General features: G+C 70.0%; 10 protein-coding genes. 8 read left to right on the forward strand and 2 right to left on the reverse strand.

The annotated features are described in order from the left end of the window. Window positions 1-182 precede the first annotated feature (182 nt). Window positions 183-1151, reverse strand: coding sequence for a LysR family transcriptional regulator (locus BKA14_RS20090; protein WP_184952469.1), 969 nt, complete (start codon window positions 1149-1151; stop codon window positions 183-185). Between the two features lie 66 nt (window positions 1152-1217). On the opposite strand from BKA14_RS20090, the gene BKA14_RS20095 reads away from it, so the two are divergent. Together BKA14_RS20095 and BKA14_RS20100 are read left to right on the forward strand one after the other, a co-directional pair. Continuing rightward, window positions 1218-1976 carry an inositol monophosphatase family protein gene (locus tag BKA14_RS20095; protein ID WP_184952470.1) on the forward strand — a complete coding sequence of 253 codons (759 nt, stop codon included), beginning with the start codon at window positions 1218-1220 and terminating at the stop codon, window positions 1974-1976. Next, the gene (locus BKA14_RS20100; RefSeq protein ID WP_184952471.1) at window positions 1976-2563 is read left to right on the forward strand and encodes an NAD(P)-dependent oxidoreductase; all 588 of its coding nucleotides are present in this window, start codon (window positions 1976-1978) and stop codon (window positions 2561-2563) included. Before BKA14_RS20095 ends, BKA14_RS20100 begins: the two co-directional genes overlap by 1 nt. Before the next feature lie 56 nt (window positions 2564-2619). Here BKA14_RS20100 and BKA14_RS20105 read toward each other — a convergent pair whose 3' ends face one another. After that, window positions 2620-3441: an oxidoreductase gene (locus tag BKA14_RS20105; protein WP_184952472.1), complete on the reverse strand. Its 822-nt coding sequence runs from the start codon at window positions 3439-3441 to the stop codon at window positions 2620-2622. Between the two features lie 62 nt (window positions 3442-3503). On the opposite strand from BKA14_RS20105, the gene BKA14_RS20110 reads away from it, so the two are divergent. From BKA14_RS20110 to BKA14_RS45170, 6 genes are all read left to right on the forward strand, one after another. Beyond that, window positions 3504-4298, forward strand: a complete 795-nt coding sequence (locus BKA14_RS20110) for a helix-turn-helix domain-containing protein (protein WP_184952473.1) — start codon at window positions 3504-3506, stop codon at window positions 4296-4298. Window positions 4299-4412: 114 nt separating this feature from the next. Then, window positions 4413-6821 (forward strand): FG-GAP-like repeat-containing protein, encoded by a 2409-nt coding sequence (locus BKA14_RS45165; RefSeq protein WP_184952474.1) that lies wholly within the window; start codon window positions 4413-4415, stop codon window positions 6819-6821. 148 nt (window positions 6822-6969) lie between these two features. After that, window positions 6970-7293: a trypco2 family protein gene (locus BKA14_RS20120; RefSeq protein ID WP_184952475.1), complete on the forward strand. Its 324-nt coding sequence runs from the start codon at window positions 6970-6972 to the stop codon at window positions 7291-7293. A gap of 3 nt (window positions 7294-7296) precedes the next feature. Next, window positions 7297-9330, forward strand: a complete 2034-nt coding sequence (locus tag BKA14_RS20125) for a trypsin-like peptidase domain-containing protein (RefSeq protein WP_184952476.1) — start codon at window positions 7297-7299, stop codon at window positions 9328-9330. Between the two features lie 12 nt (window positions 9331-9342). Continuing rightward, the gene (locus BKA14_RS20130) at window positions 9343-10284 is read left to right on the forward strand and encodes an AAA family ATPase (protein ID WP_184952477.1); all 942 of its coding nucleotides are present in this window, start codon (window positions 9343-9345) and stop codon (window positions 10282-10284) included. Then, window positions 10281-14252, forward strand: a complete 3972-nt coding sequence (locus BKA14_RS45170) for an SCO2525 family SAM-dependent methyltransferase (RefSeq protein WP_184952478.1) — start codon at window positions 10281-10283, stop codon at window positions 14250-14252. Before BKA14_RS20130 ends, BKA14_RS45170 begins: the two co-directional genes overlap by 4 nt. Window positions 14253-14261 lie beyond the last annotated feature (9 nt).

Below are 14261 nucleotides of genomic sequence, written 5' to 3' on the forward strand. Positions count from 1 at the left end.
CCGCCAGGCTCCTGTTTCGTCAGGCCGCGAGCTGATCGCGCTCATACCCCGGTCTGATTCCGGTCGCGCCTGGCGCGTCGGATTCGCAAGTACGGTCGACCGGGGTGAGGAACCGGCGACGCCCGCCAGGGCCCGCCACGTCCGCGGCGGTGGGGTCGTCCTGCGTGCGGCGCCGATGCCGGCTAGGTCGACGGACCGGACCGGGAGGCCGACCCCCGCCTGGCCGGGACAGCCGCCGGGAGGCTGTGCGTCTCGCCCCGGGCCGGCAGCGCGGCCGTGACGGCGGCACGGACCTGGGCGCGGAGCCAGGCGTGGGCGGGGTCCGTGTCGTAGCGCTGGTGCCAGACGCTGATGATCGGTGGGTGGGGCAGGGGGGCCGGGAACTCGTCGACGGACAGGCCGAACGCGTCGGTCAGGGGGCGGCACGACGCCTCGGGGACGGTCACGACGGCGTCGCCGGTGGCCACGATGTGCAGGGCCGTGGCGGCGGTGGCGACGGCGGCCCGCACGTGGCGGTGCAGGCCGTGGGTGGCCAGGTGGTCGTCGACGGGGTCGGTCAGGCGGCCGCGGCGGGACAGGACTATGTGCGGGCGGGCCGCGTACGTGGGAAGGGTTTTGATCTTCGGGGTGTGGCGCCGGCGGGCGATGACCAGACGGTCGTGGCCGAGGGTGGCCGAGCGGAACTCGGGCCGGTCGGGGAGGGTGGCGCCGAGTTGCAGGTCGACGTGGCCGTGGCGGAGGTCGTCGGAGTCGCCGGTGGCCTCGGCCAGCAGACGCACGGTGACGCCGGGCGCCCGGGTGGCCAGGGCGGTCAGCAGCGGCGGGGCCAGGGCGGTGGCCAGCGCGTCGTGGCATTGCAGCGTGAACGTGCGCTCGAGGGTGGCCGGTTCGAGGTCCCGGCTCGGCGTGAGCACGGACCGGGCCTGCTGCAGGACCTCGCCGACACGGTCGCGGATCCCCACCGCGTACGGGGTCGGGGTCATGGTGTGACCGGTGCGCACGAGGATGTCGTCGCCCGTCAGCCGGCGGATGCGGCCCAGCGTACGGCTGACGGCCGGCACCGAGAGCCGCAGACGGTCGGCGGCGCCGGTGACGCTGTTCTCCTCCAGCAGAGCGTGCAGGGCCGTCAGCAGGTTCAGGTCCAATTGCATGAGTGTAAAGAATAGCTTGCCGAGGTTGCATTGGATTTAATCCGGAGAGCGGCCGATGCTCGAAGCATGGATCTTTTGACCACGACCGTCGCCGCCGTTCGTGAAGCGGGCGCCCGGCTGCTGGACCGCTACTCGACCGCGAGCCGCCCGGCGGACCTCCCCGACCTGCTCGCGGCGTTGCGGGCCAACGACACCGCCGTCACCGAGGTGCTGCGGCCGGCCCTGTCGCACGCCCCCTGGGAATCCGACGAGCACGCCACCGGGCCCATCGCGGGCGGCGACCGCTGGGTGGTGGACCCGGTCGGCGGCAACGTCAACACCGTGCACGGCATGACCGACTGGAACATCGGCGTCAGCCTCGTCCGCGACGGGCAGCCGGTGCTGGCCGTGCTCTACTCGCCGCCGGCGAACGAGATGTTCACGGCGACCGCGGGCGGCGGCGCTTTCCTCAACGGCGCGCCGCTGCGGGTCAGCGCCAAGACCGATCTGGCCGCCGCGCTGGTCGGCACGGGGCAGGCCAAGCCGGGCTTCTCCGCGCAGGCCGCGGAGCGGGCCGGCGCCTCGATCACCGCGATGCTGCAGAAAGCCCTGTACGTCCGGATGTCCGTGCCCGTCGGCCACCAGTTGGCGCAGGTGGCGGCCGGGCGGATGGACGCGCACTGGCAGTACGACAACGTGCGCTCCCACATCGGCCCGGTGCTGCTCGTGCAGGAGGCGGGCGGCATCGTCACCGACCTCGACGGCAAGCCGTGGGACATCACGTCGCCGGCGTACGTGGCGGCCGCGCCCGGCGTGCACGCGGCGACGCTCACGGTGGTGCGCTGATGCGGGTCGCCGTGCTGGGCGCCTCCGGCGGGACCGGTCGCCGGCTGGTGCGCGCCGCACTCTCCCGCGGCCTGCCGGTCGTCGAGATCGCCCGGTCCCTGCCGCCACCCGCGGTCCACGCCGACGTGCACGACCCGGAATCGATCAAGCGGGCCGTCGAGGGCTGCGACGTGCTGCTGTCCGGGCTCGGCATCGTCAAGGACAGCCCACCCGGCACCCTGACCGCCGGGGCGCGGGCCGCGGTCGCCTCCGGGGTGCCGCGGGTGATCTGGCTGGGCGCATTCGGCACGGGCCGCTCCGCACCCCACGCGAGCGGGCTGACCCGGGCCGTCCTCGGTGCCGCGCTGCGCCGCGAACTGACCGACAAGATCGAAGCGGACGAGGTCGTGCTGGCCGCGGGGGGCACGGTCTTTCACGCGGGACGGCTCACCGACGGCCCCCTCGCCGCTTTCCGCTCGGTCGCCGTCAAGGACGCGCCGCACCGCGTCTTCCCCGCCGGCATCAGCCGGGCCACGGTGGCCGCGGCGATGATCGAGGAAGCCGTGCACTCGAATTTCCCCGGCCGCATCGCAGTCCCACTGGAGTAGAACACGGCCCCGTCGCCGATCGAGCCTGGTGGGGCGCCGACGACCGATTTCTCTGATCACCCGCTCAGCCGGGCGAAGGCGTCGGGTGGCAGCACCAGCTCGGCGGCCGCCATGTTCTCGCGCAGGTGCGTCACCGATGACGTGCCGGGAATCAGCAGGATGTTCGGTGACCGCTGCAGCAGCCAGGCCAACGCCACCTGCTTCCCCGTGGCCCCCAGCGCCGCCGCCACCTCGTCCAGCGCCGCCGACTGCAGCGGGCTCCAGCCGCCCAGCGGGAAGAACGGCACGTACCCGATCCCGTCGGCGGCCAGCGTGTCGATCAGGGCGTCGTCGTCGCGGTGGGCCAGGTTGTACTGGTTCTGCACGAAGATGATCGGCCCGATCCGCCGCGCCTCGGCCACCTGGGCGGCCGTGACGTTCGACAGGCCCAGATGCCGGACCAGCCCCTCCTTCTGCAGGGAGACCATTTCCCCGTACGCCGCAGCGACCGAGCCGGGTCCGCCGACGCGCAGGTTGGCCGCGTCCAGCGTGTCCAGTCCGAGCCGGGTCAGGTTGGCCTCGACCTGGGCCCGCAGGTCGTGTGCCGACGGTTCCCACGAACCCGACGGGCCGCGGCGGAACCCGACCTTCGTGACGATGCGCAGCGACGGGTCGTACGGGTGCAGGGCTTCCCGGATGACCTCGTTGGTGATGGCGGGACCGTAGTAGTCGCTGGTGTCGATGTGCGTGACACCCAGGTCGACGGCGGTGCGCAGGACCCGCACGGCCTCGGCCCGGTCTCGCGGCGGCCCGAAGGCGTTGGGCCCGGCCAGTTGCATGGCGCCGTAGCCCATGCGGCCCACCTCGAAGTCGTCCGCGAGTCGCAGTGGTGTGTTCATGACCTCGATCTTCGGCCCGCGGCGGCGGCCCGGGGAGTTACAGGTTGTACCACCATGGGGTGATGAACGAACTCGGCGCCGTCCTGCGGGCCTGGCGCGACAGGCGGGGCCCGGAGGGGCACGATCCGGCGCGGCGGGTGCCGGGGCTGCGCCGCGAGGAGCTGGCCACGCTGGCCGGCATTTCGATCGAGTACGTGGTCCGGCTCGAGCAGGGCCGCGCCCCGACGCCGTCGGCTCAGGTGTGCTCGTCGCTGGCGCGGGCGCTGAACCTGTCCGGCGACGAGCACGCCCACCTGCTGCGTCTGGCCGGGCACGCGGCCGACCCGGCGCGGGTGCCGCGGGAGATCCCGGACAGCCTGCACCGGATCATGGACCAGCTCGGCACCAACCCTCTGGCCGTGTACGACGCCACGTGGCAGCTGCTGCACTGGAACGAGCTGTTCGCGGCGACGTGCGGCGACCCGGCGGAGACCGGCCTGAACGCGCTGCTCTGCCACTTCGAGGGACGGTGGCCGTGGCTGCGGCAGTCCGAGGCGGAACGGGCCGCGTTCGAGGAGTCGATGGTGGCCGACCTGCGGGCCACCACGAGCCGCTACCCGGACGATCCCGCCGTCTCCGGGCTGGTCGAGCGCCTCCGCGCCAGCGCCCGGTTCCGGGAGTTGTGGGCGCTGCGCTCGGTGGCCGATCACCGGAGCGCGCACAAGACGATCGAGCACCCGGTCGTCGGCGACATCGCGCTCGACACGGACGTGCTGGCCACCCAGGGCTCGAACTTGCGCCTGGTCGTCTACACGCCGCGGCCGGGCACCGACGCCCGCGAGAAGCTGGACCGGCTGATCCGGGCATCGTCACGCTGATCGATCCGTTACCCTCACCCGGAATCGATTTCGATCGAACTATCACGGGGGAACACCGACTTCATGCTGCCCAGAAAACTCCTTTCCGCCGGAATGGTTGCGACATTTCTGGTCGTGACACCCGCCGTGGCGCAGGCCGCGCCCCGGCCCGTGGCCGCGCCGGCTGTCCTGGCCGCCGATCAGGCCTCGTACGACCAGAAGCTCGCCGTGGCCGTCAAGTTCGGCCGGGGTGACGACTTCGCGCTGCCCGAACTGGCCGACCGCGACTTCGTCATCGCCATCTGGAACCTCGTCAAGAACAACGCCGACCACCTCGAGGTGCGCGCGGCGGCCGAACTGGCCTTCTCGGAGAGCGAGGAGAGCGCGGCCGCGTACACGTTCATCGTCACCGGCGTGTACGCCGCGTTCGACCGCGACGTCGCCCGTGAACGGCAGGAGGCCGAGGCCAAACGGGCGAGCGACCTGGCCCGCAGCGCGGCCGCGGCCAGCATCGACGTCGTGGCCGACGCCGCCCTGCTCAACGGCAGCGACGCCGACTTCGTCCGGCTGATCTGGGAACGGGTCGCCGAGGACGCCAAGTGGCCCAAGGTCAAGGCGGCCGCGCGCGCGGCCCGCGACGGCAGCGACTCCGACCGGCAGGTGTTCATCGCGACCGGTCTGGCCGAGGCCGCCCACCAGGACGTGGACGACCGGATCGCCGCCGACGAGGCCAAGACCGAAGCCGAGAAAGCCGCCGCGCGGGCGCGGGCCGCGAAGAAGCTGGCCGCCAACCGGATCGGCCTGACCGTCACCGAGCAGCTGCTCGACCTGCCCGACCGCGACTTCGTGACCGAGGTGTGGAACTTCGCCCCCGACGGCACCGAGGTGCAGGCCGCCGCCGTCGCCGCCGCGCGCAGCAACGACCCGGCCGCGTGGAAGACGTTCATCGACACCGGCATCCACGCCGCCAAGGACCGCGACATCGCGATCGCGCTCGAACGGGCCTACCAGGCCGACCGCGCGCTGGCCCTGCAAGTCAGGACGACCGCCACCACCAACGGCGACCTCAACCTGGCCTGGCACGCCACCAAGGCGCTGGCCGGCACACCCACCGAGCTCAACGACTTCGTACGGGCCGGTCAGTTCGATCTTGATCTGGCCACCGGCTTCGAGCCGACCGGCGTGCAGCCGACCACCCCGGTCACCGGCACCAGCACCGGCGTCACCAGCCCGGCGCTCGCCGTGGCCACCGGAGCGGGGCACACGGGCACGTCCGCGCTCGTCTACTCCGGAACCGACGTCAACACCCTTTCCTCGTACGCGTACCTCAAGTCGATGACCGTGAGCCGGATCGCGGTGAAGCCGTCCACGAAGCTGTCGTACTGGATCTTCCCGCAGAGCACGGCCACCCGGCCCGAGGTCAAGACCCGCAACAGCACCTGCGTCTCGATCGACCTGGTCTTCAGCGACGGCAGCACGCTGCGCGACTCCGGGCTGACCGACCAGCGCGGCACCCGCGTGCACCCGGCCCAGCAGTGCAGCAAGATCAAGGCGGACCGCTGGAACCAGGTCGTGGTGCCGCTCGGCAGCCTGGCCGACAAGCAGGTGACCACCGTCGTCGTCGGCTACGACCAGCCGCGCAACGCGGGCGGCTTCCGCGGCCTGATCGACGACCTGACCATCACCGACGAGCCGGTCGAGGTCACCGACCCCGGCTTCGAGCCGGTCGACTACCCGCTCGACGCGTGGCGCAACGACTTCAACAGCGACGGCTGGGCCGACGTGATCGGTCGCAACCCGGCCGGCGAACTCAAGCTCTACCGCGGCAACGGCAAAGGCTCGTGGATCGACCCGTCCACCAACATCGAGGTCGGTTCGGGCTGGCAGCAGTTCAACCACGTGTTCCCGGTAGGCGACTTCACTGGCGACGGCGCGCTCGACATCGCCGGCCGCAACGCCGCGGGCGAACTCAAGCTGTACCGCAGCAACGGCAAGGGCGGCTGGATCTCGTCGACCCCCACAGTCATCGGCAGCTCCGGCTGGAACAGCTTCACGGCAGTGTTCTCCCCGGGCGACTTCAACGGCGACGGCTACGTCGACGTGCTGACCCGCAACTCGGCAGGCAAGCTGCTGATGTACCGGGGCAACGGCAAGGGCGGCTGGATCGACCCGTCCACCAACATCGAGGTCGGCAGCGGCTGGAACCAGTTCACGGCGATCTTCTCCCCCGGCGACTTCACCGGCGACGGCTTCGCCGACGTCATCGGGCGCACCTCGACCGGCGAGCTCAAGCTCTACCGGGGCAACGGCAAGGGCGGCTGGCTCAACGGCACCAACCCCGACGTCATCGGTTCCGGCTGGAACAGCTTCACCCAGATCTTCTCCCCGGGCGACTTCACCGGCGACGGCTTCAGCGACGTGATCGCCCGCAACACGGCCGGCGAACTGAAGCTCTACCGAGGCAACGGCAAGGGCTCCTGGATCGACCCCTCCACCAACATCCACATCGGCACCGGCTGGAACCAGTTCAACCTGATCTTCTAGCCCGGCCGTCGAAGGCCCCTTCCCCGTACGCGAGGAGGGGGCCTTCGTCATGTATCAGACGGATTGCATCACCTGGACAACTGATTGGAGGGTCGTGCGTGGACCGCTACTCTCGGGCGCACTGACCGCGACCAGGAGGTTGATCTTTATGCCGAAGCCCTCGGACGGCATCGGGCTGACGGAGGCGATCGCGGCGCTGCGCGACGATCTCCTGCGGGCGCGGGCGGAAGGCGCCAAGAGCGACATCCAGCTCCCGGTGGAGTCGATGACGGTGGAGCTGACCGTCACGGCCACCCGCTCGATCGACGGCAAGGCCGGCTTCAAGGTGCCTGTCGTGGAGGTCGAGCTGGGTGGCGGCGGCAGCCGCGAGCGAGCCAACGAGCAGAAGGTCACTGTGGTCTTCGGCGGCCCGGTCGACCGGACGGGTCAGCCGGTGAAGGTGGCCGACGCGGGTGACGAGCTCGAGGGTTAGAAGTTGGGCGCACCCCTCAACAGTCGCCTCGTCCAGGTCATCGGCGATGCCGGTGCGGGAGCAAAGCCGCGATACCAGTACGGATCCGGATGCATCGTGGCCGGCCGGACGGTACTCACAGCGGCCCATGTCGTCGCGGAAGCCGCGGTGGTGATCGTCCGCACGATGCAGAAGGACAAGTACGTCGGGACGGTCAACGAGAGGTTCCTGGGTGCGGTGCAGGGTCCGGCCCCGGATCTGGCCCTCATCGAGGTTCCCGACCTGCCCTTCGACCTGCCGCCTATCCCGCTGGCCCGGCTCGATCGCGACAGCTCGGCCGCGGTCTCGGTCAGCTGCCATGCCTTCGGCTATCCCTGGTTCGCCAAGGTCACGTCGCCGCGAACAATCCGGAATCTGGCGGAGGCGATGGGCCAGATCGGCGTACTGGCGAAGGTGAACGTGGGACTTGCGACGATGGTGCTGAACAACTCGCCCGGACATCGTCTGCCCGACGAGAGCGGGCTCGACAAGTCGGCGTGGTCAGGCATGTCCGGCGGCCCGGTGATAGCCGGCGACAAGCTGCTGGCGGTGGTGATCGAGCACCCGCTGCGCGAGGGGCAGTCGTCCATCACGGTGGCGCCGATCAGTCTGCTCGACCCGGACCCTCGTTACCCCGCGTGGGGTCCCGGGGTGAGCGATCCCCCGGCGTGGTGGAAGCGCCTCGGTGTCACCGGTCCGGACGACCTGCCCCTCCTCCCGGCTCGAACACCGGACGCTCCGGTTCCGCCGGAGGCCGAGCTCGCCCCCGACGCCGTCGACAGGCTGCGGGCGAAGCTGGAGAAGGCGGGAATCCCACGACCGTCGCGCTGGACGGCTCCCGCTCTCGCTCGGCTCGCCGCCGATGCGACGTCCCCGCAGATCAGGGAGCTGGCGTCGGCGCTCGCCCGGGCGGCCGAGGCGAAGCCGATGCTGACCGACCTCGGCATCGGCGATCTTCGCTTGTCGAAGCTGCAAGTCATCTACAAACGCGAGATCGGTTCGTGGCCGCGCAACGGCTCGGCCGACGCGATGGTGGTCCAGGCGGCCGAGGTGGAGGAGAGCGAACGACGCCGCAACGCGCTGAGCGGCCTGGGTTCCCTCACCAAGCTGGTGATCGGCGTGGCGGCGGAACTCGGGGTGGCTCCGCAAGGCCATGCCGGACTCGTGAGCTGGATCCGATCAGCCGGCTACCAGATCGCCGACGCCCAACAGCGCTACGAGGAGCGGCTGGATCCACGACAGTGGCTGCTTCTCAATCTGGGCGGGGAGCCGTGGCAGCCGGCCCCCACCGCGGACCCGCCCTGGCCGACCCGCATCGGCTGGACCTACGTGGAACGCCTCGGTGATGGCACCACCACGGAACCGGTGACCGAATCCCAATCCGCGGCGCCGAACCCGGAGGGTTTGGCCGAGGCCCTGATGACTATCTTTCACTCCATCCCCCGCATCCACCACCTGACGGTCGACTTGGCGATGCCGACCGGGCTGCTGAACGTGGGAATCGAGCGATGGCCGATTTTTGACACCTTCGACACGCCCGAGTCGATAGCCGACCGTTACCAGCCACGGTTGCGGTGGTCGCAACGCTTGCTCGACCTTCGGTATTTCTCGGCGTGCAAGGACCGGACGACCATGTCGAGCTGGAGCACGATGCCGAAACCGTTCGCCGACGCCGTGCTGACCGACGAGCCCACACTTCGCCGCTGGATCGCCGACAACAAGGAGCACGCTTGGCTGATCGGTCGCCGACCTGCCGGGGCCCGCACCGACCCGCTGCGCATTCTCCTCAAGGCGGGTTACGGATTCCTGGTGTGGTTCCCCGAGCCGGGCTACTCCGGTGACGACCACACCATCGTCCGGGTCGTCAAAAAGATCCCGCACGCCGCGCGGCGGGCGGCGATTCCGGACGAGTTGCCCGGTGGCCCCGATCACCGCATGGTCATTTGGGACGACCCCCAAGGGCGCGGGGACGACTTCCGCCTGCCGGATCCCCTGCCGGCCGAGCCTATCCCCTCGTAGGAGCTGATCAGCATGGCGTGGCGAATCTTCACCGGACAGGATCGCGGGGGCATCAGCGACGAGGCTTGGCGAAACCTTCCCAAGGTGCCGCCGTGGCGAGTGCGGGACGTGGCAGTCAGCCGTTTCGTGCTCACCGACGATCTTCTCGACGCGGTCAACGCCGCCCTCCACCTGCGCCGGCCACTGCTGCTCACCGGCGCGCCCGGTTCCGGCAAGTCGACGCTGATCAACTTGATCGCCCAGGAACTCTCCCTCGGTGAACCACTGAAGTGGCACATCACCTCGCGCAGCGTGCTGGACGACGGGCTTTTCCACTACGACGCGCTCGGCCGGCTGCACGCCACACAGATCAAGAAGACCGTCATCAAGGTCGAGAAGTACGTCACCCTGGGCCCGCTCGGCACCGCCCTCGCCAGCCGCGACAAACCCCGGGCGGTGCTGATCGACGAGATCGACAAGAGCGATTTCGACCTGCCCAGCGACCTGCTCAACGTCCTCGAGGAGGGCGAGTTCGACATCCCGCCGCTGGTCCGCGAGGCCCGCGCCGGCGCCAACGGCAAGTCGAAAGTCCGGCAAACCGTCCGAGGCCATGACCGCGAAACCTACGACGTGAAGGGCGGCGTGGTCCGCCGTACCCACTGGCCGATCATCATCATGACCAGCAACGGGGAACGCACCTTCCCCGCACCGTTCCTCCGGCGATGCGTCCGCTTCGAGATGGCCACGCCGGAGTTGACGTTTCTCCAGGACGTGGTGGATGGCTACCTCGACTCGGTGGACGGCGACGACCGCGCGAAGATCGCCGAGTTCCGGCAGCGGCTGGTCGCCGGGGAGCGGCTGGCCATCGACCAGCTTCTGAACTACCTCTACCTCGTCACGGCGGACCACGGCATCACGGCGGACACCCGCCAACGGTTGGAGAAGGCGCTGCTGGAGGAGCTGAGCGGCCGGTGAACGACGGGCTCGCGCGCATCCTCGCGGCCGCCTTCCCGGCGAGCGACCCCGAGCAGCTCGCCGAGGCGATCTGGCTGGCGGCGCGGACGCCCCGGCCCGAGTACGCGCACGAGCCCGTACCGGACGGCCCGGCCCCGGAGGAGACATCACCGGACAAGACCGAAGACGGCGCCCCGGCCGGCGAGCTTCCGGCGGCGAAGCCGGCCGCCGAGCTCGCCCTGCCCGTCGGAGACGCGGAACCGCTCAGTCCCGGCGGAGCACCGGTCACCGAGGTGGGGCTCGGGCTCCCGGCGAAAGCGCCCACCGACATCGTCACGACGACCGCGCTGTCCCTGTTCCGGCGGGTGCACCGGGCAGGCCTACCCGTCGTCGACGTCGACGCCACCGTGGAAGCGACCGCCGACGCCCGCAGGCTGGTGGTGGTAACCCGGTCCGGGCGCGAGCGTGGCCTCGACGTGGCCGTGGTCGTGGACCGGACAACGGTCGCGCTGGCCTGGTCGGAAACGGTCGATGAGCTGGAACGGACGCTACGGCGATCGGGGGCCTTCCGGGCGGTCACCCGTTGGACCGTCGACCGCGCCGTCCGGGCCGTGTCCGGCGAGCCGCTCGTCCACGACACGGCCGAGGTCGCCCACCAGGCGGCCCAGCTGGTCGATCCGGCCGGTCGGCGTCTCGTGCTGTTCCTCAGCGACGGTACGGGTGACGGCTGGCGCCACAGCGGCATGTGGACGATGCTCCGGCGCTGGGCGGCGGCGATGCCGACTGCGCTGGTGCATCTGCTGCCCCAGTCGCACTGGGGCTATACGACGGTGGGCCCGCCCGCGGGCGTGGTTCGTTCCGGCCGCCCCGCCGAGCCGAACGCGTCCCTGGACAGCCGCACCGCCTGGTGGAGCGACGACGACATCTCCCCCGCCGACCTTCCGGTCCCCGTGCTCGAACTCGAGCCGGAGTCGATACTGCGCTGGACCCGGGCGATAGTCAGCGGAAGCCCGTGGAACGAGGCGATCTGGACGCGCCCGCGGGCCGGCCTCCCGGAACCGGCCGTCGCGCCGTCCGCCGCCGACCGGTTGCGCACTTTCGAGATGCGGGCGAGCCCCGGGGCGCAACAGCTGGCTCACATCCTGGCCGGCGCCCCCCTCCTGTCCTTGCCGCTGATCAAGGTGCTGCACGAGCACCTGGTGGACCGGCCCGCAACCAGCCAGATAGCCGAACTCCTGGTCAGCGGCCTGCTGGAAAGGACACCGGAGAGCACCGGCTCCGGGGACACACTGATGCGCTTTCTGCCCGACGTGCCCGAACTCCTCTACCGCGGCACGACGGTGAGCGAGGAATGGGACATCTACGAACTGCTCACCGGTTACCTGGAACGCCACGCCCGAGCAGGCGACACGGTCCGCGCCGCGATCGCCGACCCGAACGGGATCACGTCGGTGAACACTTTCCTCACGCCGTTCGCCTCGATGGGCGCGCGCATGGCGCAGCGCCTCGGGCTCATCCTGGACGAAGCCGTTCCCGATCAGCCGGGCTCGACGCGCGCCTCCAGCCCCATCACCGAACAGCAGCTCGTCGTCCATCACTTCGCGGCGCTCACGGGGCCGGATGCGGCCAGGGCGGTGCGCCAGCTCAATGCGCTATGGCAGTCGTTCAATAATTCAAGTCCCTCTGAGGCGGCTTTCCCATCTGATCCCGCATCCGCGCCCGAAGGCATCCTCGCCGCACGAACCAACCCGCAACTGGGCTTCCGTACGGTCGTCCGGCGCGAGGCCGACGTGCTGACGTTGTCGCTGATGATGGACGCCTTCGAGGTGCCCTCCGACACATCGGCCTGGCCGGAACACACCCGGTGGTGGGAGGCACTTTCGCACGGCAACGTCGACGCCCTGCTGGGCGGAGCGATCCTCTATCTCGCCACCGGCACGGCCGGCGCCACCCCGTCCGTCATCAGAGCCGCGATACCGGCACATCCGGACGATGCCGACGGGTGGTGGAATCGCGGCCTCGACCTCGGTGGATTCCCGTGCTGGGAGGTCACCGCGAGCCCGGGCCCCGGGATGCGCCGGCTGGCCGTCCTGACCGGCCAGGACGACGCGGGGGCCTTGGACCGATTCATCTGGGGCGAGGGCAGCCCGGAGATGGCGCCGTTGGGCCGTTATCTGATGGACGCGGCAAAACTGCGCGCGCACGTACTCAAGCGTGGTGATGGCGGTTCCGTAACCCGCCTCCAAGGCGAAGCCACCGGCCGTGTGAATGTGCTCGCGCAGGCGTTGCGGGAACCAGTTGATCTCGAGGCAGTGGCGGCAATGGTCCCGCGCGTCACGACCGATATGGCTGAGATCATTGATGCGCTTCAGGAACTCACGGCTGTCGAGTTCGACGTCGAGGTGATCCGCGACCGAATGGAAACCGCGTTGCCCCGGCTGTTGCCCACCGACGAGGCGATCCTCGGCCACCTCAGGGAACAACTGAGCGGTGACGTCGATCGCCTGCGTGAGCTTTCCGCCAACGCCGAACGCACGTTGGAGGTAGCCGCTGCGATCTCGGCGGTCGTCGACGACCGCCGGTCGGTCCCGGATTCCCCGGCCGGGACGCGGATCGGCTTCGCGGTTGACGTCATTCAGTTCGGTGCCCGACCGGACCGGCGGCAACGCGAGGTACGAGAGCGGTTCATGGCCCTGGTCGAGCGGGTCTTCGCGGGCCTCGGCGTGAACGTCGGCCAGGCCGTCCGGGAGGATCGCGGCGACGGCATGCTCGTCGTCCTTCCACCGGGGTTGGCGGAGCACCGCGTCCTGCCCGACCTGCTCCGAATTATGAGCAGAGAAGTTGAGGCCGACAACACCGGCCATCCCCGGGACCGGATCCGGCTTCGGCTGTCGGTGGGTATCGGCCGGTTCCCTGTCGCGGCGTCAGGTCCGGCCGGCTCGACCATCGTCGAGCTGGCACGTCTGCTCGACAGCTCGACGTTGCACAACGCGGCCAACAGCAACCCGGAAGCCGATGTCGTCGCGCTCGTCACCGACCGCCTCTACCGGGACGTCTTCGATGCGGGATCGCACGAGCGCGACCGCGATCAGTTCGAGGTGGTGGACGTCGAGGTCAAATCGTCACTCGTACGGGCCTGGTTGTGGATCGACGCCGCCACGCCGCTCCGCCGCCTGACCCGGACCGCCGGCGAGGCCCGCTCCGATGTGAGGAACGACGAGAGGGTTTCCGCCTCCGTCAGCGGTCTCGCGCCCGTCATGACACACGTCGGTAACGCCGACGTGAACTGGGACGAATTCGACCCGGAGCAGTACTTCGTCCACAACTATGCCATTTTACGCCGGGACGACGCCCGGATCATCGAGATCGTCGCGAGCTTCTTCGCCCGCACTGTCAGAGGGCGAAAGCTTGGCGACGCAGTCGATGTCGGCACCGGCCCGAACCTCTACCCCGCGATGCTGATGCTGCCCTTCGCCGGCCGGGTGATCCTCCTCGACCGGGGCAGACCGAGCCGGGAATGGCTGAACCAGGCGCTGCGACAGCCACAATCCTCATGGGACCTGTTCTGGCACGCGATTGCCGACGGCAGGCCGGAGTACGCCACCATCGCGCGGCCGATGGCGGTTCTGGCCGATCGAGCCGTGGTGGCCAAGGGCAACCTCTTCAGCCTTCAACCGGATCAATTCGATCTCGGCACGATGTTCTTCGGGGCGGAGTCGGTCACGACCCGGAACGACGAGTTCCGTCGCGCGACCCAACAGTTCGTGGGTTCGCTGAAGCGCGGCGCTCCGTTCGCGGCTGCGTTCATGCGGGAATCGAACGGCTACCTCGTCAACGGCACGTCCTACCCCGCCTGCCCGGTGACGGAGCGCGACGTTGAACAAGCCCTTGCACCGGTGTCACGACAGTTGAACCTCGACGTGGTGGGAGACAACAGCCTGCGAGAGGGCTACGGCGGCATGATCGTGGCGACCGGACGGAAGAAGTAGGCGGACCCG

This window comes from Paractinoplanes abujensis, from assembly GCF_014204895.1.
Classification (GTDB): Bacteria; Actinomycetota; Actinomycetes; order Mycobacteriales; family Micromonosporaceae; genus Actinoplanes; species Actinoplanes abujensis.